This is a genomic window from Streptomyces sp. NPDC000880, from assembly GCF_053599675.1.
Genome location: NZ_JBSFMS010000057.1, coordinates 1 through 26,665, shown reverse-complemented (window position 1 = coordinate 26,665; position 26,665 = coordinate 1). Strand labels below are relative to the sequence as shown.

Sequence of the window (26,665 nt, the reverse complement as noted above, 5' to 3'; positions counted from 1 at the left end):
GACAGCGGCGCCGACTGTTACTCGGCGGTGGCGGTGAGGTCCCCGCGGCGCGGTGTGGCGAACCCGTCGAGATCGGCGCGGGTGAGTCCGGTGAGCCGGGCGACCTCCGCGGCGTCGAGGGCGCCGCAGTCGATGCCGCGCAGGAGATAGCTGCTGAGCGCCTTGGCGGTGGCGGGCTCGTCCATGACGTCGCCGCCCGCATGGTTGGCGTACGCGGACAGCCGCGCGGCGGCCTGCTCGAAGCCTTCGCGGTAGAAGGCGAACACGGCGGCGTACCGGGTCGGCAGGTGTCCTGGGTGCATGTCCCAGCCCTGGTAGTAGGCGCGGGCCAGGGCACGGCGGGTCAGGCCGTAGTGCAGCCGCCAGGCGTCGTGGACCTTCTCGGTCGTGCCGACCGGGAGGACGTTGGTGGAGCCGTCCGAGACGCGTACGCCGGTACCCGCGGCCGCTACCTGCATGACGGCCTTGGCGTAGTCGGCGGCCGGGTGGTCGCTGGCCTGGTAGGCGGCGCTGACGCCGAGACATGCGCTGTAGTCGAAGGTCCCGTAGTGCAGGCCGGTGGCCCTGCCCTCGGCGGCGTCGATCATCCGGGCCACGGCGGCGGTGCCGTCGGCGGCGAGGATGGACTGGCTGGTCTCGATCTGGATCTCGAAGCCGATCCGGCCCGCTTCCAGACCGCGGGCCTTCTCGAACTCCTCCAGCAGCCGCACCATCGCGGTGACCTGCTCGGTGTAGGTGACCTTGGGGAGGGTCAGGACGAGACCGTCGGGCAGAGCGCCGGTCTCGGTGAGGCCGGTGAGGAAGATGTCGAGGGTGCGGATGCCCCGGTCGCGTACGGCGGCCTCCATGCACTTCATGCGGATGCCCATGTACGGGGCGGCGGTGCCCTGCGCGTACGCCTCGGTGATCAGGCGGGCGGCGCGGGCCGCGTGCGTGTCCTCCTCGGCGTCGCCGCGGCCCCCGTAGCCGTCCTCGAAGTCGATGCGAAGGTCCTCGATGGGCTCGCGCTCCAGCTTGGCTCGTACGCGGTCGTACACCGGGGCCGCGAGCTCCTCGGAGAGGCAGAGGACGTCGGCGAGGGACGCGGCGTCCGGGGCGTGCTCGTCGAGCGCGGCAAGCGCCTGGTCGCCCCAGGAACGGATGGTGTCGGCGGCGAAGACGTCACCGGGTACGTAGACCGTGTGGACGGGCTGGCGAGTGCCGGGGTCTCCCGGGTAGCGGCGGGCGAGCTCCGCGTCCACCGGTGCGAGGGAGGCGCTGATGTCCTCGCTGACCGCTCCGGCGAGACTCGTTGCCACCTTCTCCTGCTGACCCATCCTGCGCCCTCCTGTTTTCCGCTCCACGGAATCAGTAATCCGTATGGCGAAGTTAATCGGCGGTTACGACCTGCGTCAATGGTCACCCGAAAGCGGGCGGGGCCGCGCGGTGAAGATCACCACGCGGCCCCGGTCCGTGCAAGACTTCCGCAGGTCAGCCCTTGCGCGCCTGCACCTCATCGGTCAGCTGCGGGACGACCGCGAAGAGGTCGCCGACCACGCCGTAGTCGACCAGGTCGAAGATCGGGGCCTCGGCGTCCTTGTTGATGGCCACGATGGTCTTCGAGGTCTGCATGCCGGCCCGGTGCTGGATCGCGCCGGAGATGCCCGAGGCGATGTACAGCTGCGGGGAGACCGACTTGCCGGTCTGGCCGACCTGGTTGGAATGCGGGTACCAGCCGGCGTCCACAGCCGCGCGCGAGGCACCGACAGCCGCGCCGAGCGAGTCGGCCAGCGCCTCGATGATCTGGAAGTTCTCGGCGCCGTTGACGCCGCGGCCGCCGGAGACCACGATCGCGGCCTCGGTCAGCTCGGGGCGGCCGGTGGACTCGCGCGGGGTGCGGGAGACAACCTTGGTGCCGGTGGCCTTCTCGGAGAAGGAGACGGCGAGCGCCTCGACTGCGCCCGCGGCCGGAGCGGCCTCCACGGCGGCCGAGTTCGGCTTGACCGTGATGACCGGGGTGCCCTTGGAGACACGGGACTTGGTGGTGAAGGAGGCGGCGAACGCGGACTGTGTGGCCACCGGGCCCTCGTCGCCGGCCTCGAGGTCGACGGCGTCGGTGATGATGCCGGAGCCGATGCGGACGGCGAGGCGGGCCGCGATCTCCTTGCCCTCGGCGGAGGACGGGACGAGCACGGCGGCCGGCGAGACGGCCTCGTACGCGGCCTGCAGCGCGTCCACCTTCGGTACGACGAGGTAGTCGGCGAACTCTGGGGCGTCGGCGGTCAGGACCTTGACCGCGCCGTGCTCGGCGAGCGCGGGGACGGTGGCCTCGGCGCCGGAGCCGAGCGCGACGGCGACCGGCTCGCCGATGCGGCGGGCCAGGGTCAGCAGCTCGAGAGTGGGCTTGCGGACGGCGCCGTCCACGTGGTCGACATAGACGAGAACTTCAGCCATGGGATTGCTCTCCTGCGAATGCGAAGTATCTGGGGCGGTTGGGGATATGACCGAAGCTCAGATGAACTTCTGGCTCGCGAGGAACTCCGCGAGCTGCTTGCCGCCCTCGCCCTCGTCCTTGACGATCGTGCCGGCACTGCGGGCCGGACGCTCGGCGGCCGAGTCCACAGCGGTCCAGGCGCCCTCGAGGCCGACCTCGTCGGCGTCGATCTCGAGGTCCTCCAGGTCCAGGGACTCCACCGGCTTCTTCTTGGCGGCCATGATGCCCTTGAAGGACGGGTAGCGGGCCTCGCCCGACTGGTCCGTCACGGACACGACGGCCGGCAGGGACGCCTCGAGCTGCTCACTCGCGGTGTCGCCGTCACGGCGGCCCTTGACGACACCGCCCTCGACGGAAACCTCGGAGAGCAGCGTGACCTGCGGAACGCCCAGGCGCTCGGCGAGAATCGCCGGCAGCACGCCCATGGTGCCGTCCGTCGAGGCCATACCGGCGATGACCAGGTCGTAACCGGTCTTCTCGATCGCCTTGGCGAGCACCAGCGAGGTGCCCATGACGTCGCTGCCGTGCAGGTCGTCGTCCTCGACGTGGACGGCCTTGTCGGCGCCCATGGACAGAGCCTTGCGCAGCGCGTCCTTGGCATCCTCGGGACCGACGGTCAGCACGGTGATCTCCGCGTCGTCCGCCTCGTCGGCGATCTGCAGCGCCTGCTCGACCGCGTACTCATCCAGCTCCGACAGCAGGCCGTCGACATCGTCGCGGTCGACGGTCAGGTCATCGGCGAAGTGCCGGTCGCCGGTGGCGTCGGGCACGTACTTCACACAGACAACGATCCTCAGGCTCACGCCGGCTCTCCTACTGCATCGTCTCTACTGGGCTGCCTTGCACGCAGCATAGGCGTCTGATGGGGCGGATCCCGGTCGGGGCAGGCCGCACTCCGAACGAAATATTACTCGCCAGTACGCTCAGTACATCCAGTTCATTCCCAGTAAGCAAGCGCTTTGAACTGTGACCTTGCCAACGCTCCGTAACCGGCAGTTGAAGAGAACGCTCAGCCCTTCAGCCCGTTGAAGCGTCCCTGGTGGTAGAGCAACGGCCGGCCTGCTCCCGCGGGGTCGCCGACGACGGCCTCGGCGATCACGATGCGATGGTCTCCGGCCGGGACGCGGCTGATGATCCGGCACACCAGCCACGCGAGTACGCCGTCGAGCACCGGGACGCCCTTGGGGCCGCTGCGCCAACCGGTGGGCGGCGCGAAGCGGTCGGCGCCGCTGCGGGCGAAGGTGGCGGCCAGATCCTCCTGGTGGTCGCCGAGTATGTGTACGCCAATGTGCTCGGCCCGGGCGATCACCGGCCAACTGGACGACGATGTACCCACGCCGAAGGAGATCAGCGGCGGCTCGGCGGCTACCGAGTTGAGAGAGGTGGCGGTGAATCCGACGGGGTTGTCACCCTGAGCGGTGATCACCGCGACACCCGCGGCGTGCTGCCGGAAGACGGAGCGGAGCAGGTCGGGCGAGGCCAGCTGAGGTGTGCCGAGTCCGGGCGAAGCCGTCATGGAGTTGTCCTTCTGCAAGGGATGCGAATGGGGCGGCCGTTGCTGCTCAGACAGCCGGACAGCGCGCACTCGCGTTCCGGGCGAGGTCGACGTGGACCCGCCCGTAGAGAAGGAGTTCTGGAAGCACAGCGCCAGCGTGAGATGTATGAGGCATGCAGTCAAGTGCGCTCCAGGATGTGCGACACGAGTCACGAGGCGTCACACCGCCTGTCCGAGCGCGGCGATCACATCCGCCTTGCGTGGCTGGCCGGAGGCCCGGGTGACGATGTTGCCGCCCGCGTCGAGCACCAGCACCGTGGGCGTCTTGAGGATGCCGAGGTCTCGCACCAGGGCGAGACGCTCCTCCGCGTCTATCTCGACATGCGTGACGCCGTCGACCATGTCCGCGACTTCGGCGAGAGTGCGCCTCGTCGCCCGGCACGGCCGGCAGAACGCGCTGGAGAACTGGACGAGCGTCGCCCGCTGCCCCAGGTCCGCACCGAGCTCCGCCGCGCCGAGCCGTCCGCCGGCGTCCCGACCCCGCACCTTCAGCCTCCCGTCGTTCCGCCGCTGCCACAGCCCGAAGGCGCTCGCCGCCGCGAGCACCACCGCACACACCACGAGTCCAGTCATCGACCCGTCCAGCGTTCACAGGACCGTAAAGATTCCCGCGGCCGCACGGCGGCTCCGCTGAGCGATGCTGAGGGCATGGACATCGACGTCAGGGGGCCGCGTTTCGGGGCCGCCGTCACCACGGTCGTACTCGCCGCCGTTCTCGTTACGGGCAGCGGCGCCCTGCTCGCCTGGCAGGCGCTCTGCTTCGCCGCGGGGGCGGCATTCGGCGTGCAGCGTTCGCCGTACGGATGGCTTTTCCGCACCACGGTACGGCCGCGGCTCGGGCCGCCGGCGGAGCTGGAGTCGCCCGCGCCGCCGCGGTTCGCGCAGGGCGTGGGGCTCGCCTTCGCCCTGATCGGGCTGGTCGCCTATTTCTGGGGGCCGTCGTGGCTCGCTCTCGTCGCCACCGGTTGCGCACTGGCCGCCGCGTTCCTCAACGCCGCATTCGGGTACTGCCTGGGGTGCGAGATGTATCTGCTGCTGCGCCGGGCGAGTGCTGTCCGGCCATGATGTGACAAGCACGGCGTGAGAAGAATCTCGCCCACCCGGGGCGCCAGGACTGGTCAGCGCGCTGCGTATGGGGCACGATCTGCCCAATGCCGAAAACCTACGGCTGCGTAACTTCCGCCGGGAGAACCTCCCCTGGCACACAGAAGGGGCCCTCTCCTGATGGCAGAGCTCGTCTATCGGCCGGTCATCGGCGCCGCTCGCACGCTGTTCAAGGCGCTGGACCTGAAGATCGACACTCAGGGATCGGAGAACATCCCGCGCTCCGGCGGTGCTGTGCTCGTCAGCAATCACATCAGCTATCTGGACTTCATCTTCACCGGCCTCTCGGCGCTGCCCCAGAAGCGCCTGGTGCGCTTCATGGCGAAGGAGTCCGTCTTCCGGCACACGATCTCCGGCCCGCTGATGCGCGGGATGAAGCACATTCCGGTGGACCGCAAGCAGGGTGAGACGGCCTACGCACACGCGCTGGAATCGCTGCGCTCGGGCGAGATCATCGGCGTCTTCCCCGAGGCGACGATCTCCCAGTCGTTCACCCTCAAGTCCTTCAAGTCGGGCGCTGCCCGGCTGGCCCAGGAGGCGGGCGTTCCGCTGATCCCGATGGCGCTGTGGGGCACCCAGCGGATTTGGACCAAGGGCCGCCCGCGCAACTTCAGGCGCAGCCACATCCCGGTGACGATCCGGGTGGGCGAGCCCATGGAGGCTCCTGGCGACCAGTACGCGGGCGCGATCACGCGGCGGGTGCGCGGGCGGGTGCAGGAGCTCCTCGAAGCCGCGCAGCGCGCCTATCCCGTACACCCCAAGGATGCGAGCGACACCTGGTGGGTGCCCGCGCACCTCGGGGGTACGGCGCCGACTCCGGCCGAGGTCCGCGAGGCCGGCTGAAACGTCACGCCCCTGCCTGTGGCGGGTGGACGGTGATCCGCGCTCCGGGGCTCAACTTCTGGAGCGACTCGGCGAGTTCGGCGGCTGCGGCCTCGAGCTCGCCGGTCGTCATGGGGGCCATACCCTCCAGCAGGAAGAGCGCGTTCACCGACTCCTCGGTGAGCCGGGTGCGTACTCCCTGACGCCAGTTCCAGCGCCGGCAGGTGACGCCTTCGTCGTCGCACCAGACGACCTCGCCGGCGTCCGGGTGCTCGACGGTCTCCTCACCGCCCGCGACGGTGACGAACGGCTCCTGGCCGGTGGCGCGTACGAGGCGCATCCCGCCCTTGATGTGGTCGGTGTCCTCGCCCCCGACCGGGACGAGATGGGCGACGCTGATCGCGTTGTAGAGGTCGACCAGCACATTGATGCGCGGCAGCCCGCCGTCGGCGAGTGCCCGCTTGGCCAGCGCCTCGGCGGAGTTGCGGGTACGGGACGGCTTGGCGCCGAAAGCGGAGTACGCGGCGCGCCAGGCGGCCAAGTGGGGGTCCTCGTCCGGGGCACGGCCGTCCAGCCGCTCGGCAAGCCGGCGGACGGCGTCGTCGAGCAGGGCCGAACTGTCGGCGTTGCTGGGCCCGTTGACCAGGCCGCGCGCCTCGACCGCGAGATGAATGAAGCCGGGAGCGAGGTCCCTGACCTCGTCGGAGACGGTGAGCGTGAGCGTCATGGTCGGGGATGCCTCACAGTTCGGTGGGGAGATGGAGCCACAGCGTCTCCAGGTCGGGCGAGGCCTGAAGGGCACGCACTACGGCCGGATGTGGTGCAGCATAGAGTACTTGATAGTCCACCTCACTGGACTCCGGTTCTACGCGGAAAGCCAGCCTCTCCCCGTCCAGCGAGAACTGGGCATCGACTCCGGGCTTGTTGCCGCGCGGGTCCTGTCGCGCCCACCCGTCCTGCCCCGGCAGCTTCACAGCCACAAGCCCGTGAACGAAATTCAGCCGCTGATAACAGAGGGCCGTGGGGATGTTCTGCGCACGGAGCAGTGCGGTCAGCGCATGGGCCTTGGCGCAGCAGATGCCGGTCCGCTGCTCGAGGACGTCAGAGGCGCGCCAGGTGACCCGCATGTCCCCCACATCACTGGAGTGCGGGATGGTGTCGCGCACGAACTCAAAGGCCGCCTTGGCGTATGCGTATGCATCGGCACCTTCGACATGGAGACGGGCGACCGTCTCCCGCACCAGCGGGTGCTCATGGTCGATGACCTCGTCGGCTTTGAGATACGCGGATAGTTCGGGGTTCTGCTGAATCAGCTCCATGCCCGCCGACCCTAAGGAAGTGGCCGACCGGAAGTCAATGACTTTCCGGTCGGCCACATAATTATGCAGCTGGTTACTTCGCCATCTCTTCCTTCAGCGCCTGCACGAAGGCGTCCACATCGTCCTCGGTGGTGTCGAATGAGCACATCCAGCGGACGTCGCCGGCCGCCTCGTTCCAGAAGTAGAAGCGGAAGCGCTTCTGCAGCCGCTCGCTCACATGGTGCGGGAGGCGCGCGAAGACGGCGTTGGCCTGGACGGGGTAGAGGATCTCCACCCCGTCGACGGCGCGGACGCCCGCGGCCAGCCGCTGGGCCATGGTGTTTGCGTGCCGGGCGCTGCGCAGCCACAGATCACCCGCCAGCAGCGCCTCCAACTGCACCGATACGAAGCGCATCTTGGAGGCGAGCTGCATCGACATCTTCCGCAGATGCTTCATATGGCTCACCGCGTCCGGGTTGAGGACGACGACAGCCTCGCCGAACAGCATGCCGTTCTTCGTGCCGCCGAAGGAGAGCACATCGACGCCGACGGCGTTGGTGAAGGTCCGCATGGGGACGTTCAGCGACGCCGCGGCGTTCGCTATCCGGGCCCCGTCCAGATGGACCTTCATGCCCCGCTCGTGGGCGTGCTCGCAGATCGCGCGGATCTCGGCGGGGGTGTAAACCGTGCCCAGCTCGGTGTTCTGGGTGATCGACACGACCTGCGGCATCGCCCGGTGCTCGTCGTCCCAGCCGTACGCCTGCCGGTCGATGAGCTCGGGCGTGAGCTTGCCGTCCGGGGTCGGTACGGTCAGCAGCTTCAGCCCACCCATCCGCTCCGGCGCGCCGCCCTCGTCGGTGTGGATGTGCGCGGACTCGGCGCAGATCACCGCGCCCCAGCGGTCGGTGAGCGCCTGGAGCGCCGTGACGTTGGAACCGGTGCCGTTGAAGACCGGGAAGGCCTCGGCCGTCGGCCCGAAGTGGCTGTGCATGATCCGCTGGAGGTGCTCGGTGTACGCGTCCTCGCCGTAGGAGGTCTGGTGACCGCCGTTGGCGACGGCGAGCGCCGCGAGGACCTCGGGGTGCGCGCCCGCGTAATTGTCGCTGGCGAAGCCGCGTACCTCTGGGTCGTGATGGCGTCGGGCGTCGGTCTTCAGGGTTTGGGGGTCAGCCACAGGCGCTGTCCATTCGCTTCCCGGGCGGGCCGGTCCCAGAGTCCGGCGATGGCCTCGGCCAGTTCCGTCACGTCCGTGAAGCCCGCGAACTTCGCATTCGGGCGCTCGGCGCGCATGGCGTCGTGCACCAGTGCTTTGACGACCAGGATCGCAGCCGCGGCCTTCGGCCCCTCCTCGCCCCCCGCTTTGCGGAAGGCGTCGGCAAGCGCGAGCGTCCAGGCCTCGGCCGCCGCCTTGGACGCGGCGTACGCGGCGTTGCCCGCGGTCGGCTCGCTGGCGCCGGCCGCGCTGATCAGCACAAAGCGGCCGCGGTCGCTGCGCAGCAGCCCGTCGTGGAAAGCGAGCGAGGTGTGCTGGACCGTGCGGATCAGCAGTTTCTCGAGGAGCTGCCAGTCGGCGAGGTCGGTTTCGGCGAAGCTGGCGCTGCCGCGCCAGCCGCCGACGAGATGGACCAGACCGTCGATCCTGCCGAACTCCTTCTCGGTCTTGTCCGCCCACTCCCGGGTGGCATTCAGATCGAGAAGGTCGACGGTGTCCCCGGTGACAGTCGCGCCGCCGTGCGCGTACCGAGCGGCGTCGACGGCCTCGGCCAGCCGCCCGGGATCCGCGTCGGAGGCCACGACTGTCGCACCGGCCTCGGCCAGCCGCAGCAGGGTGGCCCGGCCCGCCGGGCCCGCTGCTCCGGCGACCGCGACCACGGCGCCCTCCAGCCGATCGCTGCCGTTTTCGTTCATGGTCCCAGCCTCCTCCGTACGAGAGCTCACGCGGCCACCCGCTCGGCAGTCTCCGCGGTGATCCCCTTGGTGGAGGCGATCACGGACTTCAGCTTCTTGGAGAGCGCCTCATAGAACATGCTGAGCGGAAACTCGTCAGGAAGCACGTCGTCGACGAGCTTGCGCGGAGGCTGTGACAGATCGAGGGCGTCGGTGCCCTTGGCCCAGCGCGAGCCGGGGTGCGGTGCGAGGTAGGTCGAGACCAGGTCGTACGCGGCGAACCAGTGGACCAGCTTGGGGCGGTCGATGCCGTCGCGGTAGAGCTTCTCGATCTCGGCGCAGAGCTGGTTGGTGACCTGCGGCGCGCGCTCCCAGTCGATCTTCAGGGTGTTGTCGGTCCAGCGCACCACATCGTGCTTGTGGAGGTAAGCGAAGAGCAGCTGGCCGCCGAGTCCGTCGTAGTTGCGCACCCGGTCACCCGTGACCGGAAAACGGAACATCCGGTCGAACAGCACCGCGTACTGCACATCACGGCCGTGCCGGTTGCCTTCGCCCTCCAGCTTCACGGCCTCCTTGAAGGCGGTGAGATCGCAGCGCAGCTCCTCCAGGCCGTACATCCAAAACGGCTGGCGCTGCTTGATCATGAACGGGTCGAAGGGCAGGTCGCCGTGGCTGTGGGTGCGGTCGTGGACCATGTCCCAGAGCACGAAGGCCTGCTCGCAGCGCGACTGGTCGCCGATCATCTCCCGGATGTCGTCGGGGAGTTCGAGGCCGAGGATGCGTACGGCCTCCGTGGTGACGGCGCGAAAACGGGCGGCCTCGCGGTCGCAGAAGATGCCGCCCCAGGTGAATCGCTCCGGGGCTTCGCGCACGGCGATGGTCTCCGGGAAGAGCACCGCGGAGTTGGTGTCGTAGCCCGCAGTGAAGTCCTCGAAGGTGATGCCGCAGAAGAGGGGGTTGTCGTAGCGGGTGCGCTCCAGCTCTGCGAGCCACTCGGGCCAGACCATGCGCAGCACGACCGCTTCGAGGTTGCGGTCCGGGTTGCCGTTCTGCGTGTACATGGGGAAGAGGACCAAGTGCTGCAGTCCGTCGGCGCGGGTGGCGGCGGGCTGAAAGGCGAGCAGCGAGTCCAGGAAGTCGGGGACACCGAAGGCGCTGCCGGCCCACTTGCGCAGATCAGCGACGAGCGCGCGGTGGTACGCGGCGTCGTGCGGGAGCAGCTGGGAGAGCTCCTCCACGGCGTCGATCACTCGGTCGAGCGCGGCATCGGCGGTGACGCGGGCGGGGGCGCCCTCAGCGTCGAAGTCGATGGAGCCGTCCTTGGACTGCCAGGGGCGGATCTCCTCGACGGCATTCTTGAGCGTCGGCCAAGCCGGGTGGTCGATCACCCGGGCGGTGTGGGATATGCCCTCTACGGCAGCGGTCTGCACAAGAATTTCCGTCATGTCACTTCCTTCACAGGAGAACCTCTCGTCAAGACACCGTATCCGTGTGCGGTTCTCCCGTACAAGTAGAGTCTTGGGAGATTATCCTGCATCACCCCCGTGATCACCGAAGATTTTGCGGTCGGGGGTGGTTCGGGCGAACGCTTCGGCCAGGCCGTCAGCTGAGCGCCGCTTCGCGTCAAGCCGCGCAGGACGCGCCCACGGGCGGGTGACGCGGCTGGCTGCGGGCGGCCCACCACGGGGAGGACGGAGGGGTCCGCACCTCGCCCGCCTCTCCCGGAGCCATACCGCGTGAGCACCCGTGCCGTCCTTGTCCCAGCCCTCATCACCGGTTTCGTCCTGGGGATCGCGGGGGCCCGAGTGGACCATTCCACTCCCCCGCGCCAGACCGGTCCCATCGCGGAGGCGGGCCGTTAGGCTGCGTGCTTGCCGCGCGGCTGCCGGGATGCGCCTCGCGGGAGCCGCCGTCGACGGAAGCGAGAGAATCTTGACTTTCCTCACCATCGGTCATCGCGGGGTCATGGGCGTCGAGCCGGAGAACACCCTGCGCTCCTTCGTCCGCGCCGAACAGGCCGGAATGGACGCCATCGAACTGGATCTGCATCTCACCAAGGACGGCGCGCTCGCCGTCATGCACGACGCCGACGTGGACCGTACGACCGACGGAAAGGGGCCCATCGCCGACAAGACCCTCGCCGAGCTGCGGGAGCTCGACGCGGGCAACGGCGAGCGGGTGCCGGTCTTCGAGGAGGTACTCGAGGCCGTGCGGGCACCGCTCCAGGCGGAGATCAAGGACGTGGCGGCGGCCCGGGCACTGGCCGAGGTGATGCTCAGCCGCGATCTCGTACACCGCGTCGAGGTGTCGTCATTCCACGACGACGCGGTCGCCGAGATCGCGGGCCTGGTGCCCGGTGTACGGACGGTACTCATCGCCAGCCGTTGGGGCGCCGACGTCGTGGACCGGGCCAAGGCGGTGGGCGCCGCCTCCATCGCTCTGAACATCCGCAGGCTGACCCTGGAGACCGTCGAGCACGCGCACGGCGAAGGCCTTCAGGTGATCGGCTGGGTGGTGAACACCCAGGAGCATCTGCGGCTGGTGCGCGCCCTCGAACTCGACGGCGCGACCACCGACTTCCCCGAGATCCGGCGCACCGGCCGGTTCACGGCCTGAGGACCTTGTTCTCGGGACGTCCTCCTAGGACAATTCCTTCACCAGCAGCTCGAAGGCGAGATCGTCGCGCCGCGGGATGCCGAAACGCTCGTCGCCGTACGGGAAGGGGCTCAGCTTTCCCGTACGGCGGTATCCGCGGCGCTCGTACCAGGCGATCAGCTCGTCGCGTACCGAGATCACGGTCATGTGCATCTCGCGCGCACCCCAGCGCTCGCGCGCGGTGCGCTCCGCCTCCGTGATGATCCGGCGGCCGAGGCCCCCGCCCTGCAGCTCGGGGCGGACGGCGAACATGCCGAAGTACACGGCCTCACCGCGGTGCTCGAGCTGACAGCAGGCGATCGGGCCACCGCCGCGCTCCACTATGAGCAGGGTGCTGCCGGCGGCATTGATGACCTCCCGGACGCCTTCCGGGTCGGTGCGCTGTCCGTCGAGAATGTCCGCCTCGGTGGTCCAGCCGGTGCGGCTCGCATCGCCTCGGTACGCTGACTGGATCAGCGGGACGAGCGCGGGCACATCGGCCTCGACCGCGTCACGGTAGGTGAGCTCGCCGGAGTCCCGGGCCGGTGCGGTGTCCATTGGGGTGGCACTCCCATCTCGACGGTGTACAGGTGTGCCGAGACTAACCCGGCCCGCCCGCCTTAGGGTTTTGACCATGGTGCATGTGCTGAGCAGCCGGATCCTGCTGCGCCCGACCGACCCGGAGAGGTCCCGGCGGTTCTACGGGCAGACTCTCGGCCTCCCCGTCTACCGCGAGTTCGGCACTGGTCCCGAGCGGGGCACGGTCTACTTCCTGGGCGGCGGGTTTCTCGAGGTCTCCGGGCGCTCAGATGCCCCGGCCGCGACCGGTCCCGAGCTGTGGCTCCAGGTCGAGGACGCGGCCGCGGTCCACGCCGAGCTGTCGGCGCGGGACGTCGAGGTGCTGCGACCGCCCACGCGCGAGCCGTGGGGGCTGATCGAGATGTGGATCGCCGACCCGGACGGCCACCGGATCGCGATCGTCGAAGTGCCGGCCGATCATCCACTGCGGTACCGCCCCTGAGGCGCTGTTCCTGGGGCGCTCCTCCTGGCTCGACGACTTCGCCGTGACGTGGCGCGACCCGCCACAGGGCGTCCGGGGCGGCCGGATTGCCGGGCTGCGCTCCCCCTGCACCTCCGTGCGCTCGCGTAGGCCCCCGCGCCCCCGGGCATCGACTCCTCGACACCGTCGAAGGGGGAGGTGCGCCGTGCACGGACCGGCCATGTCCGGCTGGCTGCTCGTCGCGCTGTGCGGCGGGACCGGCGTGTACTGCCTGGTGCGGATGCGCAGTTGCTCCGGCGAGGCACGCGAGGCAGCCGGCGGCGAAGCCCTGATGGGGTCGGGAATGGCGGCGATGGCGGTGCCCGCCGCCATATACGCGCCGCCCAGTTGGGGGTGGGTGGTGTACGCGGTGGTCTTCGGGGCGGCAGCCCTGCGCGCCCTGTGGCCGGCCCGCCGCGGCGCTCACCATCTCCATCACGTCGTGGGTTCCCTCGCGATGGTCTACATGGCGGTGGCGATGACGTCCGGCGGCAGCCACGCCGGGCACGCGGCAGCCGGAATCCCCCTCCTCACCGGCGGCCTGCTGGTGTACTACGCCGTGTACGTGCTGCGCTCCGGCGTCCGCTTGATGCCTGTGCCGTCCCCCGGGGGCGGTGCGGCGACGTCCTCCTGGGGCGCACAGCCCGAGCTGGCGCCGGCCTGCCGGCTCGCTATGGGCCTCGCCATGCTGACGATGCTGCTCGCTCTCTGAGCCGTCCGGGCGGTGGTACCGAAACCGTGTCGTACGTCACTTGGAGCGCGAGGCCATACCCGCAAGTAGCCGGGCGCTCATAGGCTGACAGCATGCTGGTCTCCCTCGTGCTGCTGCTTCTCGGCGCACTGGCCGCCGTCGTGGCCCCGCGACTCGCGTCGCGTGCCGACTGGCCGGAGCGCGAGCCCGTAGTGGCACTGTGGGGCTGGCAGTGCGTGGTCGCGGCCGTATTGCTGTGCTTCGCGCTCTCCATGACGTTCAGCGCGGCGGCGGCCTGGCAGCTTGTGCGGGGTCATGTCTTCGCGCCCGCGCCGCACGGCGTGGTGGAGGCGTACGCCCTCGGCGCGAACGGACCGTGGTCGGCCGTCCTCGCCGTCGTCCTGGCCTGCGGGGGCCTGTGGACCGGCGCGATGCTCACCCGCGAGATCCATCGGACCCGTGTCCGGCGCAAGCGGCGGCGCACAGAACTTTTGGTGCGCGCCCCCCTGATGCCGGGCGAGGAGCCGGGCGGCGAACCTCTGGTCGTTCTGGAGGGGGAGCGGCCCGATGCCTGGTGGCTGCCGGGCCCGGCGCCCCAACTGGTCGTCACCACGGCCGCGTTGCGCCGTCTGAAGGAGCGTCAGCTCGATGCCGTACTGGCGCACGAGCAGGGGCACGCACAGGCGCGGCACGACTGGCTGCTGCACTGTTCCGCCGCGCTCGCCACCGGCTTTCCGCAGATTCCGGTGTTCGCGGCGTTCCGCGACGAGATGCACCGGCTGGTCGAGCTGGCGGCCGACGATGTCGCGTCCAGGCGCTTCGGCCGGCTGACGATCGCCCTGGCCCTGGTCGAACTCAACGAGGACCGCGGTGTGTTCGGGCCCTGCCCCACACCGGACGCCCAGCTGCCACAGCGGGTGAACCGGCTGCTGACACCCGTGCCGCGGCTCACCGCGGGCCGTCGGCTGCGGCTGACCGCGGCCGCCGCCCTGGTGCCTGTGATCCCTCTGCTGGTCGCATTCGTGCCCGCGCTGCGCGCGCTGGGATAGCCTTATGAGCCGGTCAGCAGCGAAGATCTCCCTCATGCACTCCACGCGCTCAGCGCCATCCGCTCCGCCGGCGCACACCCCGGTGGCCGCAACCGCCCGTACGGGCGCGCTGCTCGCCGCCCTCTCGGCGGTGCTGCTGACCCTGGTCGCGGTCTCCTGGTCCCCCCTCGTCTCCTTCGACCGCACGGTCGCGGACGGCCTGCACGGCTGGGCGGTCTCCGAGCCGGGGCTCACCCGGGTGAGCCGAGTGCTCACCGACTGGGTGTGGGACCCGTGGACGATGCGTGCGCTGACCGCGGCGGCTGTCCTGTGGCTGTGGTGGCTGCGGGAGCGGCTGCTGGCGGTGTGGGTCGCGGTGACCAGCGCGGTGGGCAGCTTCGTACAGCAGGGGCTGAAGTCCGCCGTGGGCCGGGAGCGGCCGCAATGGCCGGATCCGGTCGACTCCGCGCACTACGCGTCCTTCCCCTCCGGCCACGCGATGACGGCCATGGTCAGCTGCGCTCTGCTGCTGTGGCTGCTCAGGCGGCACGGAGCACAGGGACGGCTGTGGCACTGGAGCGTCGCGGCCGCCGTCGTCTCCGTCATCGGGGTCGGCTTGACCCGGCTCTACCTTGGCGTGCACTGGCCCTCGGACGTGGTGGGCGGCTGGCTGCTCGGTGCCTGCTGGGCAGCGCTTTCGATCGCGGCGTACGAGCGTGTGGTCTTGTCCCGGCAGCGCTGACCCCGAAAGGATCGCGGTCATGGCGATCACGGGTGTGCTCTTCGACTTCTCCGGAACGCTGTTTCGCATCGAGCCCGCGCGGGACTGGCTTCGCGCGGTCCTCGACGCGCGCGGCAGCAGTCTCCCGGAAGCCGAGCTGGCTCGGTACGCCGAGCAGTTGGCGGCGGCCGGGGCGCTCCCTGGCGGCTCGTCGCCGCAGCGGATGCCACCAGGTCTCGCCGGGCTGTGGGAGACCCGCGACGAGAGCGCGGAACGGCACCGTGCCGCGTACACCGGTCTCGCCCGCCAGGTGGAGCTGCCGGACCCGGGTCTGTACGACGCGCTCTACGAACGCCATATGACGCCCGCCGCCTGGCGCCCGTACCCCGACGCCGCCGACGTATTGCGCACGCTGCGGGAGTGGGGGGTCGGCATCGCGGTGGTCAGCAACATCGGCTGGGATCCGCGGCCGGTCTTCCGCGCCCACGGCCTGGATGCCTGGGTGGACGCCTATGCCCTCTCGTATGAGCACGGTGCGCAGAAGCCCGACGTACGTCTTTTCCGCACCGCCTGTGAGGCCCTGGGCAAGGACCCCGGCGACGTCCTGATGGTCGGCGACGACAAATACGCGGACGGCGGGGCCGCGAATCTGGGGTGTGCGGTCCATTTCGTGGACCATCTGCCGGTGGAGGAGCGTCCCGCGGGGCTGCGCCCGGTGCTCGGGCTCATCGGCTGAAACCGACCGGAGGCACACGGAGGCACACTTAAGACATGGCAAAGCTACCCGAACCGGACGATCCCCCGCGTCGCCCGGTTCGGGTAGCACCCCCGCTGACCAGGCCCTGAAGGCCTCGCACCGGGACACGTTGAGTATACTGGCTCAGAGCCAGTCAACGCAGGAGTCAAGCATGTCCCCGCGGAGCGCATCGGTCAATGAAGAGCTTCGTCGGCGTTCCCGGGAGCGGCTTTTGCAGGCCGCCGTGGAGCTGGTCTCAGAGCGCGGGTACGAGGCGACGACACTGGCCGACATCGCCGACAGAGCGGGCTCCGCGCGCGGGCTTGTCTCGTACTACTTCCCGGGCAAACGGCAACTGCTGCAGTCGGCCGTGCACCGGTTGATGCATCGCACGCTGGAGGCGGCGCTGGAGCGCGAGCCCAGAACCGATGACGGGCGGGAGCGGCTGGCGCGGGCGATCGATGCCATCCTCGGGCTCGCGGTCGACCGGCCCGTGCTGATGCGGACACACATGTCGGGCGTCCTTCAGGCCGAGGGGTTCAGGCAGTGCCCGGAGCAGCAGCGTCTTGCGACCCTGCTGCGGGACACGGTGGAGCGCTATGGATCACAGGATGTCGAAGCCGACTATCCACTGCTGCGCGCCCTGTTGATGGGCGCGGTTTTCGCGATGCTGCTGCCGGGGGTACCGATGGGGCTGGCTCGGCTGCGCGCTGAGCTGTTCCAGCGGTACGGGCTGGACTGGGAGCTCGGCGTCCCGCCGGGCGAGAAACCGCCCGGCGGAACGCCTGTTGAGGCAGGGGATCAGTCGCGGTCGAAGTAGTCGGGCTGGGTCTGCACATTGAGCTCGGGCAGCCGCACCCACTTCGCAGGGTCCGTGCGCCTGTCGTTGATCTTCAGAACGTCGAGGCCCTTGGCGATGTCGTTCGAGTAGACGTATCCGTTGTAGTAGTACGCCGACCAGGAGCCCGCGGTGGTGACCCGGTCGAGGGTGACCGGACCGCGCTCGAAGTAGCCGATCTCCTTCGGCTTCGAGGAGTTGGTGAAGTCCCACACCGAAATGCCGCCCTGGTACCAGGCCTGGACCATGATGTCGCGGCCCTTCACCGGGATGATCGAACCGTTGTGGGCCACGCAGACCTCGGCGTCGGCCTGGGGCCGGTCGATCTTGAAGTAGCTGCGGAAGACCAGCTTGCTCCGGTCACCCTTGCCAACGATGTCGTAGATGCCGTCGGCGCCGCGCTTCGGGCCGATCTCGGCGTTACAGGTGGCCGCGCCGCCGCCACCCAACTCGTCGGTGAAGACGACCTTGTTGGCCTTCTGGTTGAAGGTCGCCGAGTGCCAGAACGCGAAGTTGACGTTGTCCTGGATCCGGTCGATCACCTTGGGGTGCTCCGGGTCCTTGATCGAGAACAGGATGCCGTCACCCATGCAGGCGCCGGCGGCCAGGTCCTTCGAGGGAAGCACCGTGATGTCGTGGCAGCCGGTGGTCTTGGAGACGCCCGGGTTGGTGGGCGAGCCGGGGTTGCCGCCGCCGTCCGGTCCTTCACCCGGGAAGAGCACCGGGAAGTTCACGATCGCGGACTTCTCGGGGGCCTTGCGCGGCACCTTGATGACGGAGATTCCGTCGTGCGGCGGCTGGCAGTCCGGGAAAGTCGCGCTCGGCGAGTACGAGGAGACGTAGATGTAGACGTTGCTGCGCTCGGGCACGAGCGTGTGCGTGTGCGAGCCGCAGGCGGTCTCGACAGCGGCGACGTACTGCGGGTTGCGAATGTCGCTGATGTCGAAGATCTTCATGCCCTCCCAGGACGACTTCTCGGTCGCGGGCTGCGTCGTGCTGTTGCACGAATTGTCGCTGCGCGAGGAGTCGGTGGAGAGGAAGAGCAGGTTACCGGAGACCGAGATGTCGTTCTGCCCACCGGGACAGAGGACCTGGGCAACGGTCGTGGGCGACTTCGGATTGCTGATGTCGAAGATCCGGAAGCCGTCGTAGTTGCCCGAGAAGGCGTACTTCCCCTGGAAGGCGATGTCCGAGTTGGTGCCCGTGATCGCGTCCTTGGGGATGTTGGCGAGATGTTCGATGTTGTCGCTGTGGACGATCTCGTCCACGCCGGGTATCTCGCCGCTCCTGATGGCAGACCTGTCTTCGGCTGCCTGCCCCGAAAAAACTCTCTGCTGAGCAGGGGTGTCGCCGGGGTCGGGTGTGGCGACTGCGGGTCCAGCCGTCAGAAGTGTGGCGAGGAGCCCGGCCGCGGCTGTCGCCACGCCCAGACGTCTGCGCCGCACTCGGGTGGGGTGCAACAGGGTCACTGCGTCCTCCCTTGTATCCGTTCGCTGTTGAACGGTTCACGGACCTCGGCAGTATCTTCCCTTCCATGTACATCTCAACAGATGGCAACGCAGACGTAATGAAAATTTTTGATCACCCGCGTGCGGAAGCGTGCTAGGAACGTCCCCAAACACCCCAAGTGCCACTGGAGGTCACCGTGTTGAACCGCCGTAGGGCCGCGTGTGTCCGCAGGTCGGCCGTTGCGGCCGCGGTCACGGCCGCCGTACTCGCCCTGGGTGCCTGCGAGTCGGACTCCGGCACTCCCGCCAAGGCCAAGGGGGGCGCCGGACCCTCCGTGGTGGCGCCGGGCAAACCGGGTGAGCCGGCCAGGACCCTCTCTGCCGAGGAAGCCGCGAAGGCCGCCCCCGACGACTCCCCCAACGCGGCGGACTTCTCCTACGCGCAGATGATGATCGAGCACCACGGTCAGGCGCTGCAGATGACCGCCCTGGCACCGGACCGCGCGGGATCCACGCAGGTCAAGCGGCTGGCCGAGCGGATAGCCGCCTCGCAGAAGCCGGAGATCGGCGCGATGCAGGGCTGGCTGAAAACGAACGGTGGGGCGAAGGGGAATAGCGGTCACGACCACGGGCAGGCCGCGATGCCGGGAATGGCCACCACTGCCCAACTCGCCCAGTTGCGCGGGGCGAAGGGCAAGGCGTTCGACGAACTCTTCCTGAAGATGATGATCACTCACCACCAGGGGGCCATCACCATGGCCACCGACGCCCTCTCGAAGGGCAACAACATCCTGATCGAGGAAATGGCGAGCGATGTGATCGCTCAGCAGACGAGTGAGATCAACCGGATGCGCGCATTGTGACCTGCCGCTGTACGGCGCCGGGCTGCAACCAGGGCCGGGGGCGGTTGTGGCGTGGGGCGAGATAGCCCTCGTCGCGGGCGCCCGCGATGAGCCGGAGCGACTTGCGGCGGCTCCGCCCGGTCGCGGCCATCACGGCGAGCACGGGGTCACGCCCGTCCTGCTGTGCGGCCCGGTAGGCATCGGCCGCCATCCGCCGGCCGGCGCTGCCGCGCGGCACTGCGGGGCGGGCCCGGCGACGGCCGGGATCCCGCGCCTCCGCCTGCCCACCGGCGCAGAGCGGAGCGGGCTCCGGCTCATCGGGGGCGGGTGGCGACGCGGCCGCCCGGCAGGCGTCCTCGAGCGGGTCCTCGATCCGCTCGGCGAGCACCGCGAAGCCCCCGAGCGGCAGCGGCGGGTCGGCGCGCAGATCCTCAATGGCGATCTGCCCGTCGTCGACGACGGCGAGGACGTCGATGCGGGCACCACCGGCGAAGGTCAGCCGGACGTTGAACCAGGGCGGGGGGATCTCGTGTCCGCTGGGCTCCGAGGTGACCGTGCCGGCACCTTGCAGCTCCCAGACGGGTGGGCAGGGCAGCACTCCACCCAGGTCATACTGATCATTAACGTTAAGAAACGTAGTTTCTTGCACAATTAGCACGTAACCAGTCAAATCTTTACCTTGTGCGGCGGCTCGCACGTCATGACGCCACAAGACACCCCGTTAGAGCATCTCCCCCATCGGCGCTCACCGGTGCGATGCTGGAATCCCCTGCGGGAAGGAGCGCAGCTGTGCTTCGCGTCGCTGTCGTCGGATCGGGACCCAGCGGGGTCTACGCCGCGCAGGACCTCGTCCAGCAGAGCCGGGTGCCGGATGTGCGGGTGCACGTACTGGACCGGCTCCCCTGTCCCTACGGACTCGTGCGCTACGGAGTCGCGCCCGACCACGAGAAGATCAAGTCACTGCAGAACAATCTGCGCACCGTGCTGGAGCACGAGCAGGTCGATTTCATCGGCAATGTGGAGGTGGGCAGGCACGGGCTCGGCCCCGAGCGGCTCCTGGAGCTCTACCACGCCGTCGTCTACTGCGTCGGGGCCGCGAGGGACCGCAGGCTCGGCATTCCCGGCGAGGATCTGCCCGGCAGCCGCTCGGCCACCGATTTCGTCTCCTGGTACAGCGCGCACCCCGACTCGGCGGGCAACGGCTTCGCTCTCGGGGCCCGTTCGGCCGTGGTCATCGGCGTCGGCAATGTGGCCGTCGACGTGGCCCGCATCCTCGCGCGGGGCGCGGACGAGCTGCGGCCCACCGATGTGCCGCAGACGGCACTCGGGGCGCTCTCGCTCAGCCAGGTCCGCGAAGTGCACATGGTGGGCAGGCGCGGCCCCTCGCAGGCGAAGTTCACCACCAAGGAGCTGCGGGAGCTCGGCTCGCTGCCTGCGGCCCAGGTGCTGGTCGACCCCGCGGACCTCTCACTCGACCCCGCGTACGCGGATCCTTCTGCTTCCGCCGTGTCCGCGCTATCCGCGGTCAACCGGCGCAACCTCGATGTCGTACGCGGCTGGGCGGCGCAGCCCGCACAGAGCCGGGACCGCCGGATCCATCTGCGGTTCTTCCTCCGCCCGGTGGAGCTGCTGGAGCGGGATGGGCGGGTGGGCGGCGTACGGTTCGAGCGCACCGTTCCGGACGGAGACGGAGGCGTTCGGGGCACCGGAGCGTACGAGGAGATCGAGGCGCAACTGGTGCTGCGGGCGGTGGGCTACCGCGGTGTCCCGCTGCCGGGGCTGCCGTTCGACGAGGGACGGGGCACCGTGCCGCACGCGGCCGGGCGGATACTGCGGGACGGCGTACCTTCGCCCGGGGAGTATGTGGCGGGGTGGATCAAGCGCGGCCCGACCGGGGTGATCGGCACCAACCGGCCGTGCGCCAAAGAGACGGTGGCCTCGCTTCTGGACGATGCCGCGGCGCTCGCACTTCGGCCTGTCGCCGCGGATCCGCTGGCCGAACTGCGGGAGTCGGGACACCGCCCTGTGCAATGGCCGGGCTGGCTGGCGATCGAGTCTGCCGAGTCGGCGCTGGGCCGCACGCTCGGCCGGCGTACCGTCAAAATCCCTGACTGGCCAGGGCTGTTGAGCGCGGCGGGCGATTGAGCGGCGGGCACGGGAACACCTGCGCCTCAGCCCTCGCCGAGGCGCTCCGCCTGGCCCGCGGCTGCGGCGAGGATGCTGTCGAGCAGCCCGGGGAAAAGCGCGTCCAGGTCGTCACGCCGCAGTCCGTTCATCTTGGCGGTGCCCCGGTAGATCTGCCGGATCACGCCGTTCTCACGCAGGACGCGGAAGTGGTGGGTGGTCGTCGACTTGGTTACGGGCAGGTCGAAGTACGAACAGGACAGGTTGTCCTCGGCCGTCGCGAGCTCACGCACCACACGCAGCCGCATCGGGTCGGAGAGCGCGTGGAGCACGTTCTCCAGACGGATCTCTTCCCGCGTGGGGTGGGCAAGCACGCGGGGTCTTGTCGCGGTGGTCACGGCGCCTCCACTTCATCGGGGTCTCCATTGTACGAGAACCCTCGTAGTTTGACACTCGCCGTAATACGGTGAAGGCCGTACGAGCCGTAGGACAGAGCCGTACAGGCCCTGGGACGACGGATGGCATGATCGCCGCGAAACATGCTCCTCGTACAGCCGTGAGGCCCGATGCACTGCGCGAAAGGAGCTGACTCCATGTCCCGGCGCGGAGCTGACCTCGACGAACTCGACCGCAAGATCATTTCGGCCCTGATGGCCGACGCGCGGGCGAGCCTGCGGGAGATCGGCGTGTCGATCGGCCTGTCGGCACCCGCCGTCAAGCGCCGGGTGGACCGGCTCAGGGAGCAGGAGGTGATCACAGGTTTCACCACGGTGGTGAAGCCCGCAGCGCTCGGCTGGCACACGGAAGCGTATGTGGAGGTGTTCTGCGACGGAGCCGCTCCGCCAAGGAGGCTGGCGGAGGTGGTCCGAAACCACCCCGAGGTGCAGTCGGCCGTGACTGTCACCGGACGGGCCGACGCGATCCTGCACATCAGGGCGCTCGACGTCGCGCACTTCGAAGACGTCCTCGAACGCATCCGGTCCGAGCCTTTCGTGAAGGCCACCAACAGCTTCATCGTGCTCTCGCACCTTCTGCCGAGCAGCCCCGAGGCCGGATCGGGAAGTATCGCGCCGGACCTGACCTAACAAGTGGTGGCTCCACATCCCGTGCACGCAACATTGTTGCGAGTAGGCGCAATTAATTCGTCTTGTCGCTGTCCGTCACCCATCTCTAGCGTGGTCAGTACCCCCCGGCCCGATGAGAGGAAGACGCGGATGCCGTCCATCCGAACCGCGAGGAAGCGCCGGTATCTCGTCTGCCCGCCGGAGCACTTCGACGTCCGGTACGCCATCAATCCCTGGATGACCTCGGCGGAGCCGGTCGACCTCGACCTTGCACGGAAACAGTGGGACGGGCTGGTATCCCTGTATCGCGCGCTGGGTCACACCGTGGAGGTTGTGGATCCGGTCGCGGATCTCCCTGACATGGTGTTCGCGGCCAATTCGGCACTCGTACTCGACGGCAAGGCGTTCGGCGCGAAATTCCATGCACCGGAGCGGCAACCGGAAGCCGCCCATTACCGGGTCTGGTTCCAAAGCGCCGGATTCGAGACTCGGATCCCGTCACATACCTGCGAAGGAGAAGGTGACTTCACCCCGGTCGGCGGATACATCCTCGCCGGCACCGGGTTTCGCACCCTTGTGGCGGCCCATCACGAAGTCCAGGAATTCTTCGGCACACCGACGGTGAGCCTTCACTTGATCGACCCGCATTTCTATCACCTGGACACAGCGCTCTTCGCGCTCGACGACAGCAACATCGCCTACTACCCGGGCGCTTTCTCCGAAGGCAGTCAGCAGGTCCTGCGGACTCTCTTCCCGCACGCCACCGTCGCCACCAGGGAGGATGCGCTGGCCTTCGGGCTCAACTCCGTCTCCGACGGACGCAATGTGGTGATGGCGCAGGACGCGACGGGCCTCATGGAGAAGGTGACGGCGCGCGGCTATGTCCCCGTCCCCGTGAACCTCTCGGAGTTCCGCAAGGCGGGCGGTGGAGCGAAGTGCTGCACGCAGGAGCTCCGCCAGTAGGCCGTCGCCGGTGCAATGTACGAAACCTCTCGTAGTTTGACGGCCCCCGTACTACGATGGGTATCGTACGAGACGTAGACCGGCCCCGCCCCGATTGGAGTCCGCCGTGAGCGCGCTGTTCCAGCCCTACACCCTGCGGTCGCTTACCGTCCCCAACCGCGTCTGGATGGCACCCATGTGCCAGTACAGCGCGGAGGTGTTCGGCCCGAACGCCGGCGTCGCGAACGACTGGCACTTCGCCCACTACGCCGCCCGCGCCACCGGCGGCACAGGCCTGATCCTCACCGAGGCGACCGCGGTCAGCCCGGAGGGCCGGATAAGCCCCGCGGACCTCGGGATCTGGAACGACACCCAGGTCGAGGCGTTCCGCCGGATCACCCGCTTCCTGGAGAGCCACGGCACCGTCCCCGGCATCCAACTGGCGCACGCCGGGCGCAAGGCATCCACCGACCGCCCCTGGAAGGGCGGCGCGCCGGTGGGCGCCGATGAGTACGGCTGGCAGCCGCTCGGACCCAGCCCGCTCCCCTTCGACGAGGGGCACCCCGTCCCCACCGAGGTGACGGTCGCTCGGATACGGGAAATCACCGCCCAGTTCGCTGCCGCCGCCCGCCGCGCGCTGGACGCCGGATTCAAGGTCGCCGAGATCCACGGTGCGCACGGCTATCTGATCGGCGAGTTTCTGTCGCCGCACAGCAACCAGCGGGACGACGAGTACGGCGGGTCCTTCGAGAACCGCACTCGCTTCGCCCTCGAGGTCGTCGACGTGGTGCGCGCGGTGTGGCCCGACGAGCTGCCGCTCTTCTTCCGTATCTCCGCCACCGACTGGCTGGACGAGGCGGGCTGGACGGCCGACGAAACAGTCCGCTTCGCCGCTCTGCTCAAGGAGCACGGCGTCGACCTCCTCGACGTCTCCACCGGCGGCAACGCACCGCGGGTCCGCATCCCGACCGGACCCGGCTACCAGGTGCCGTTCGCCGCGCGGGTGAAGGCGGAGACCGGGCTCCCGGTCGCCGCGGTCGGCATGATCACCGAGGCCGAGCAGGCGGAGAAGATCCTGGGCAACGGTGAGGCCGATGCGGTGCTGCTCGGCCGTGAGCTGCTGCGTAACCCGTCGTGGGCCCGGCACGCGGCCCGTGAGCTGGGCAGCGAGACCCACATCCCGGAGCAGTACCTCCGCTCCGTCTGAGATCCCCGCGAGGTCCCGCGGGGTCCCGTGAGATCCCCGCGAGGTCCCGTGAGGTCCCCGTGAAAGCCCCCGCACTCCGGCGACCGATGAGTTCCCGGGCCCCGGCCGGTCTGCACTGAGTACGTAGGTACTCAGGAGGCACATCGTGCTGCTCGAGAACAAGAACGCCGTCATCTACGGAGGGGGAGGCGCGATCGGCGGGGCGGTCGCCCGCGCCTTCGCCCGCGAAGGTGCGCGGGTCCATCTGGCCGGACGCACCCGCAAGAGACTGGAAGGGGTCGCCGATGCCATCCGCGCCGCGGGTGGCACGGCCGAGACCGATCAGGTCGACGCCCTCGACGAGGAGGCGGTCGACCGGCACGCCGACGCCCTGGCCGAGCGGGCCGGGAGCCTCGACATCTCGTTCAATCTCATCTCGTACGCAGAAATCCAGGGGACGCCGCTCGCCGAGATGGCGCTTGCGGACTTCGAGCGGCCGGTCCACAACGCCGTACGCACGATGTTCCTGACCTCCAGGGCCGCCGCGCGACACATGATGAGGCAGAAGTCCGGCGTGATCCTCGCCTTCGGCGGCTACGGTGACCCGCCGCGCAACCACTACATGGGCGGATTCCAGGTGGCGTTCGGCGCCGTGGAGTCCCTCCGCCGGAACCTGGCCTGCGAGCTGGGCCCGCACGGTATCCGCGTCCTCACCCTCCAGACCGGCGGCGTGCCCGAGACGATCCCCGAGGGATTCGAGTGGGGCAAGGCCATTACCGAGGAGATCGCGGGGAACACCATGCTGGGTCGGGCCGCCTCGCTCGCCGACGTAGGCAACGTGGCGGTCTTCGCCGCCTCGGACCTGGCGCGTTCGATGACCGCGACAGCTCTCAACATCACCGGCGGCTCGGTCGTCGACTGAACCGTCCGCACAGATCGCCCCCGAAGACCGTTCCCGAAGACCGTCCATACCCGGGCTGAGCTGCGAGAAGACCCGCCCCACGGGCCGCTGTCAGTGGGCGGGTGCAGACTGGCCCGTATCCGAGACAGCGGCGTCCTGGAGGTAAAGGGCCATGACCGATGTTCTTCTGACTGTAGGCACTCGAAAAGGACTCTTCGTCGGCCGCAGGCGTGGCGGCACATGGGAGTTCGACGGCCCGCATTTCAATGCGCAGGCCGTGTACTCGGTCGGGATCGACACCCGCCGCCCCGTGCCTCGGCTGCTGGTGGGCGGCGACAGCGCCCACTGGGGCCCGTCGGTGTTCCACTCCGACGACCTCGGCAAGACCTGGATCGAGCCGGAGCAACCGGCCGTGAAGTTCCCCAAGGACACCGGGGCGTCGCTGGAGCGCGTCTGGCAGCTGCATCCGGCCGGTCCGGCCACGCCGGACGTCGTGTACGCGGGGACGGAGCCTGCCGCGCTGTTCCGCTCGGACGACGGCGGCGAGACCTTCGAGCTCGTACGGCCTCTGTGGGAGCATCCGACCCGCTCGAAATGGCAGCCGGGCGGCGGCGGTGAGGCGGTGCACACCGTGGTGACCGACCGCCGGGACCCGGAGGCCGTGACGGTCGCGGTGTCGGCGGCCGGGGTGTTCCGCTCCAAGGACGGCGGCGCAAGCTGGGCACCCTCCAACCAGGGGGTGTCGGCGGTCTTCCTGCCCGACCCCAACCCGGAGTTCGGGCAGTGCGTCCACAAGATCGCGCAGGACGCGGGCGATCTGGACCGCTTGTATCTGCAGAACCACTGGGGTGTGTACCGCAGCGACGACGCGGGCGCCGAGTGGACCGACATCGGCGAGGGTCTGCCGTCCGACTTCGGTTTCGCGGTCGCCGCACATCCACACCGCCCCGATACGGCCTATGTCTTCCCGATCACGGCGGACGCGGACCGAGTGCCTGCCGGACGTCGCTGTCGCGTCTACCGTACGAGCGACGCGGGCGGCAGCTGGGAGGCGCTGTCGGCCGGGCTGCCCGAGGGCGATCACTTCGGCACCGTGCTCCGGGACGCGCTGTGCACGGACAACGCGGACCCGGCCGGCGTGTACTTCGGCAATCGCAACGGCGAGGTGTACGCGAGCGCGGACGACGGAGACAACTGGCAGCTGCTCGCCTCCCATCTGCCGGATGTGCTCTGCGTACGGGCAGCGGCCATGGGTTGACAGGCACGGCCGCCGCACCAGGGTCGTGCCGCCGATCGCCACGGCCCCTGCCCGTGAGCACCCGCCATAGGCTC

Annotated in this window: 30 protein-coding genes; 16 read left to right on the top strand and 14 right to left on the bottom strand. The window is 69.2% G+C overall.

Annotation, left to right across the window (positions count from 1 at the left end; translation table 11 throughout):
• Nucleotides 1–17: 17 nt before the first annotated feature.
• From ACWDO5_RS19905 to ACWDO5_RS19885, 5 genes are all read right to left on the bottom strand, one after another.
• Nucleotides 18–1,316, bottom strand: a complete 1,299-nt coding sequence (locus ACWDO5_RS19905; RefSeq protein WP_450531641.1) for a DUF6986 family protein — start codon at nt 1,314–1,316, stop codon at nt 18–20.
• Between the two features lie 154 nt (nt 1,317–1,470).
• On the bottom strand, nt 1,471–2,433 hold the full coding sequence (locus ACWDO5_RS19900) for an electron transfer flavoprotein subunit alpha/FixB family protein (RefSeq protein ID WP_450531640.1): 963 nt from the start codon (nt 2,431–2,433) through the stop codon (nt 1,471–1,473).
• 57 nt (nt 2,434–2,490) lie between these two features.
• Nucleotides 2,491–3,276 carry an electron transfer flavoprotein subunit beta/FixA family protein gene (locus ACWDO5_RS19895; protein WP_450531639.1) on the bottom strand — a complete coding sequence of 262 codons (786 nt, stop codon included), beginning with the start codon at nt 3,274–3,276 and terminating at the stop codon, nt 2,491–2,493.
• 206 nt (nt 3,277–3,482) lie between these two features.
• Nucleotides 3,483–3,989 carry a flavin reductase family protein gene (locus ACWDO5_RS19890; protein WP_450531637.1) on the bottom strand — a complete coding sequence of 169 codons (507 nt, stop codon included), beginning with the start codon at nt 3,987–3,989 and terminating at the stop codon, nt 3,483–3,485.
• A gap of 198 nt (nt 3,990–4,187) precedes the next feature.
• Complete coding sequence (locus tag ACWDO5_RS19885; protein ID WP_450531636.1) at nt 4,188–4,601, bottom strand: TlpA family protein disulfide reductase; 414 nt, start codon at nt 4,599–4,601, stop codon at nt 4,188–4,190.
• A gap of 75 nt (nt 4,602–4,676) precedes the next feature.
• Here ACWDO5_RS19885 and ACWDO5_RS19880 point away from each other — a divergent pair, with 75 nt between their 5' ends.
• Both ACWDO5_RS19880 and ACWDO5_RS19875 read left to right on the top strand, forming a co-directional pair.
• Nucleotides 4,677–5,093 carry a DUF4395 domain-containing protein gene (locus tag ACWDO5_RS19880; protein ID WP_450531635.1) on the top strand — a complete coding sequence of 139 codons (417 nt, stop codon included), beginning with the start codon at nt 4,677–4,679 and terminating at the stop codon, nt 5,091–5,093.
• Nucleotides 5,094–5,252: 159 nt separating this feature from the next.
• Nucleotides 5,253–5,975 (top strand): lysophospholipid acyltransferase family protein, encoded by a 723-nt coding sequence (locus ACWDO5_RS19875; protein ID WP_450531634.1) that lies wholly within the window; start codon nt 5,253–5,255, stop codon nt 5,973–5,975.
• 4 nt (nt 5,976–5,979) lie between these two features.
• Here the strand turns inward: ACWDO5_RS19875 and ACWDO5_RS19870 are convergent, their stop codons facing one another.
• The 5 genes from ACWDO5_RS19870 to ACWDO5_RS19850 form a co-directional block, all read right to left on the bottom strand.
• Nucleotides 5,980–6,681: a B3/B4 domain-containing protein gene (locus ACWDO5_RS19870; RefSeq protein WP_450531633.1), complete on the bottom strand. Its 702-nt coding sequence runs from the start codon at nt 6,679–6,681 to the stop codon at nt 5,980–5,982.
• A 13-nt stretch (nt 6,682–6,694) separates the two neighbouring features.
• The gene (locus ACWDO5_RS19865) at nt 6,695–7,273 is read right to left on the bottom strand and encodes a transglutaminase-like domain-containing protein (protein ID WP_450531632.1); all 579 of its coding nucleotides are present in this window, start codon (nt 7,271–7,273) and stop codon (nt 6,695–6,697) included.
• A 73-nt stretch (nt 7,274–7,346) separates the two neighbouring features.
• On the bottom strand, nt 7,347–8,426 hold the full coding sequence (locus ACWDO5_RS19860) for a threonine aldolase family protein (RefSeq protein WP_450531631.1): 1,080 nt from the start codon (nt 8,424–8,426) through the stop codon (nt 7,347–7,349).
• Complete coding sequence (locus tag ACWDO5_RS19855) at nt 8,405–9,160, bottom strand: SDR family NAD(P)-dependent oxidoreductase (protein WP_450531630.1); 756 nt, start codon at nt 9,158–9,160, stop codon at nt 8,405–8,407. Before ACWDO5_RS19855 ends, ACWDO5_RS19860 begins: the two co-directional genes overlap by 22 nt.
• Nucleotides 9,161–9,186: 26 nt before the next feature.
• Complete coding sequence (locus tag ACWDO5_RS19850; RefSeq protein ID WP_450531629.1) at nt 9,187–10,584, bottom strand: DUF6421 family protein; 1,398 nt, start codon at nt 10,582–10,584, stop codon at nt 9,187–9,189.
• Nucleotides 10,585–11,104: 520 nt separating this feature from the next.
• On the opposite strand from ACWDO5_RS19850, the gene ACWDO5_RS19845 reads away from it, so the two are divergent.
• Complete coding sequence (locus ACWDO5_RS19845) at nt 11,105–11,755, top strand: glycerophosphodiester phosphodiesterase (RefSeq protein WP_450531653.1); 651 nt, start codon at nt 11,105–11,107, stop codon at nt 11,753–11,755.
• Between the two features lie 24 nt (nt 11,756–11,779).
• Here ACWDO5_RS19845 and ACWDO5_RS19840 read toward each other — a convergent pair whose 3' ends face one another.
• On the bottom strand, nt 11,780–12,331 hold the full coding sequence (locus ACWDO5_RS19840; protein WP_450531628.1) for a GNAT family N-acetyltransferase: 552 nt from the start codon (nt 12,329–12,331) through the stop codon (nt 11,780–11,782).
• Between the two features lie 76 nt (nt 12,332–12,407).
• Here ACWDO5_RS19840 and ACWDO5_RS19835 point away from each other — a divergent pair, with 76 nt between their 5' ends.
• The 6 genes from ACWDO5_RS19835 (at nt 12,408) to ACWDO5_RS19810 (ending at nt 16,808) form a co-directional block, all read left to right on the top strand.
• A complete protein-coding gene (locus tag ACWDO5_RS19835) occupies nt 12,408–12,794 on the top strand; it encodes a VOC family protein (protein WP_450531627.1) in 387 nt (128 codons plus the stop codon).
• Nucleotides 12,795–12,978: 184 nt separating this feature from the next.
• Nucleotides 12,979–13,524, top strand: a complete 546-nt coding sequence (locus tag ACWDO5_RS19830; protein WP_450531626.1) for a DUF5134 domain-containing protein — start codon at nt 12,979–12,981, stop codon at nt 13,522–13,524.
• A gap of 92 nt (nt 13,525–13,616) precedes the next feature.
• Nucleotides 13,617–14,552, top strand: coding sequence for a M56 family metallopeptidase (locus ACWDO5_RS19825; protein ID WP_450531625.1), 936 nt, complete (start codon nt 13,617–13,619; stop codon nt 14,550–14,552).
• 34 nt (nt 14,553–14,586) lie between these two features.
• Nucleotides 14,587–15,273, top strand: coding sequence for a phosphatase PAP2 family protein (locus ACWDO5_RS19820; RefSeq protein WP_450531652.1), 687 nt, complete (start codon nt 14,587–14,589; stop codon nt 15,271–15,273).
• Nucleotides 15,274–15,292: 19 nt separating this feature from the next.
• A complete protein-coding gene (locus ACWDO5_RS19815) occupies nt 15,293–15,988 on the top strand; it encodes an HAD family hydrolase (RefSeq protein ID WP_450531624.1) in 696 nt (231 codons plus the stop codon).
• A 172-nt stretch (nt 15,989–16,160) separates the two neighbouring features.
• Nucleotides 16,161–16,808: a TetR/AcrR family transcriptional regulator gene (locus ACWDO5_RS19810; protein WP_450531623.1), complete on the top strand. Its 648-nt coding sequence runs from the start codon at nt 16,161–16,163 to the stop codon at nt 16,806–16,808.
• On the opposite strand, the gene ACWDO5_RS19805 is transcribed toward ACWDO5_RS19810, so the two are convergent.
• Nucleotides 16,790–18,295, bottom strand: a complete 1,506-nt coding sequence (locus tag ACWDO5_RS19805; RefSeq protein WP_450531622.1) for an LVIVD repeat-containing protein — start codon at nt 18,293–18,295, stop codon at nt 16,790–16,792. The genes ACWDO5_RS19810 and ACWDO5_RS19805 overlap by 19 nt on opposite strands.
• A 176-nt stretch (nt 18,296–18,471) precedes the next feature.
• Between ACWDO5_RS19805 and ACWDO5_RS19800 the strand changes: the two genes are divergently transcribed.
• Nucleotides 18,472–19,137: a DUF305 domain-containing protein gene (locus ACWDO5_RS19800; protein WP_450531621.1), complete on the top strand. Its 666-nt coding sequence runs from the start codon at nt 18,472–18,474 to the stop codon at nt 19,135–19,137.
• Here the strand turns inward: ACWDO5_RS19800 and ACWDO5_RS19795 are convergent.
• Nucleotides 19,115–19,711, bottom strand: a complete 597-nt coding sequence (locus ACWDO5_RS19795) for a DUF6214 family protein (protein WP_450531651.1) — start codon at nt 19,709–19,711, stop codon at nt 19,115–19,117. The genes ACWDO5_RS19800 and ACWDO5_RS19795 overlap by 23 nt on opposite strands.
• 194 nt (nt 19,712–19,905) lie before the next feature.
• On the opposite strand from ACWDO5_RS19795, the gene ACWDO5_RS19790 reads away from it, so the two are divergent.
• Entirely contained in the window at nt 19,906–21,261 is a 1,356-nt protein-coding gene (locus ACWDO5_RS19790) for an FAD-dependent oxidoreductase (protein ID WP_450531620.1), read from the top strand.
• Between the two features lie 26 nt (nt 21,262–21,287).
• On the opposite strand, the gene ACWDO5_RS19785 is transcribed toward ACWDO5_RS19790, so the two are convergent.
• Nucleotides 21,288–21,638, bottom strand: coding sequence for an ArsR/SmtB family transcription factor (locus tag ACWDO5_RS19785; RefSeq protein ID WP_450531619.1), 351 nt, complete (start codon nt 21,636–21,638; stop codon nt 21,288–21,290).
• Nucleotides 21,639–21,833: 195 nt separating this feature from the next.
• Between ACWDO5_RS19785 and ACWDO5_RS19780 the strand changes: the two genes are divergently transcribed.
• The 5 genes from ACWDO5_RS19780 to ACWDO5_RS19760 all read left to right on the top strand — a co-directional run bounded on the left by ACWDO5_RS19780 (nt 21,834) and on the right by ACWDO5_RS19760 (nt 26,591).
• A complete protein-coding gene (locus tag ACWDO5_RS19780) occupies nt 21,834–22,325 on the top strand; it encodes an Lrp/AsnC family transcriptional regulator (RefSeq protein WP_450531618.1) in 492 nt (163 codons plus the stop codon).
• Nucleotides 22,326–22,454: 129 nt separating this feature from the next.
• Nucleotides 22,455–23,267 carry a dimethylargininase gene (gene ddaH, locus ACWDO5_RS19775; RefSeq protein ID WP_450531617.1) on the top strand — a complete coding sequence of 271 codons (813 nt, stop codon included), beginning with the start codon at nt 22,455–22,457 and terminating at the stop codon, nt 23,265–23,267.
• Between the two features lie 106 nt (nt 23,268–23,373).
• Nucleotides 23,374–24,453 (top strand): NADH:flavin oxidoreductase/NADH oxidase, encoded by a 1,080-nt coding sequence (locus ACWDO5_RS19770; protein WP_450531616.1) that lies wholly within the window; start codon nt 23,374–23,376, stop codon nt 24,451–24,453.
• Between the two features lie 145 nt (nt 24,454–24,598).
• Nucleotides 24,599–25,354 (top strand): SDR family NAD(P)-dependent oxidoreductase, encoded by a 756-nt coding sequence (locus ACWDO5_RS19765; RefSeq protein ID WP_450531615.1) that lies wholly within the window; start codon nt 24,599–24,601, stop codon nt 25,352–25,354.
• A gap of 151 nt (nt 25,355–25,505) precedes the next feature.
• Nucleotides 25,506–26,591: a WD40/YVTN/BNR-like repeat-containing protein gene (locus tag ACWDO5_RS19760; RefSeq protein ID WP_450531614.1), complete on the top strand. Its 1,086-nt coding sequence runs from the start codon at nt 25,506–25,508 to the stop codon at nt 26,589–26,591.
• The last annotated feature ends 74 nt before the right edge of the window (nt 26,592–26,665 follow it).

Coding starts and splice junctions, on each gene's coding strand:
- ACWDO5_RS19865 (WP_450531632.1), bottom strand. CDS start 7,273: ATGGAGCTGATTCAGCAGAACCCCGAACTATCCGCGTATCTCAAAGCC.
- ACWDO5_RS19825 (WP_450531625.1), top strand. CDS start 13,617: ATGCTGGTCTCCCTCGTGCTGCTGCTTCTCGGCGCACTGGCCGCCGTC.
- ACWDO5_RS19855 (WP_450531630.1), bottom strand. CDS start 9,160: ATGAACGAAAACGGCAGCGATCGGCTGGAGGGCGCCGTGGTCGCGGTC.
- ddaH (WP_450531617.1), top strand. CDS start 22,455: ATGCCGTCCATCCGAACCGCGAGGAAGCGCCGGTATCTCGTCTGCCCG.
- ACWDO5_RS19850 (WP_450531629.1), bottom strand. CDS start 10,584: ATGACGGAAATTCTTGTGCAGACCGCTGCCGTAGAGGGCATATCCCAC.
- ACWDO5_RS19780 (WP_450531618.1), top strand. CDS start 21,834: ATGTCCCGGCGCGGAGCTGACCTCGACGAACTCGACCGCAAGATCATT.
- ACWDO5_RS19820 (WP_450531652.1), top strand. CDS start 14,587: ATGCACTCCACGCGCTCAGCGCCATCCGCTCCGCCGGCGCACACCCCG.
- ACWDO5_RS19835 (WP_450531627.1), top strand. CDS start 12,408: ATGGTGCATGTGCTGAGCAGCCGGATCCTGCTGCGCCCGACCGACCCG.
- ACWDO5_RS19885 (WP_450531636.1), bottom strand. CDS start 4,601: ATGACTGGACTCGTGGTGTGTGCGGTGGTGCTCGCGGCGGCGAGCGCC.
- ACWDO5_RS19760 (WP_450531614.1), top strand. CDS start 25,506: ATGACCGATGTTCTTCTGACTGTAGGCACTCGAAAAGGACTCTTCGTC.
- ACWDO5_RS19810 (WP_450531623.1), top strand. CDS start 16,161: ATGTCCCCGCGGAGCGCATCGGTCAATGAAGAGCTTCGTCGGCGTTCC.
- ACWDO5_RS19870 (WP_450531633.1), bottom strand. CDS start 6,681: ATGACGCTCACGCTCACCGTCTCCGACGAGGTCAGGGACCTCGCTCCC.
- ACWDO5_RS19900 (WP_450531640.1), bottom strand. CDS start 2,433: ATGGCTGAAGTTCTCGTCTATGTCGACCACGTGGACGGCGCCGTCCGC.
- ACWDO5_RS19840 (WP_450531628.1), bottom strand. CDS start 12,331: ATGGACACCGCACCGGCCCGGGACTCCGGCGAGCTCACCTACCGTGAC.
- ACWDO5_RS19890 (WP_450531637.1), bottom strand. CDS start 3,989: ATGACGGCTTCGCCCGGACTCGGCACACCTCAGCTGGCCTCGCCCGAC.
- ACWDO5_RS19880 (WP_450531635.1), top strand. CDS start 4,677: ATGGACATCGACGTCAGGGGGCCGCGTTTCGGGGCCGCCGTCACCACG.
- ACWDO5_RS19875 (WP_450531634.1), top strand. CDS start 5,253: ATGGCAGAGCTCGTCTATCGGCCGGTCATCGGCGCCGCTCGCACGCTG.
- ACWDO5_RS19815 (WP_450531624.1), top strand. CDS start 15,293: ATGGCGATCACGGGTGTGCTCTTCGACTTCTCCGGAACGCTGTTTCGC.
- ACWDO5_RS19845 (WP_450531653.1), top strand. CDS start 11,105: ATGGGCGTCGAGCCGGAGAACACCCTGCGCTCCTTCGTCCGCGCCGAA.
- ACWDO5_RS19905 (WP_450531641.1), bottom strand. CDS start 1,316: ATGGGTCAGCAGGAGAAGGTGGCAACGAGTCTCGCCGGAGCGGTCAGC.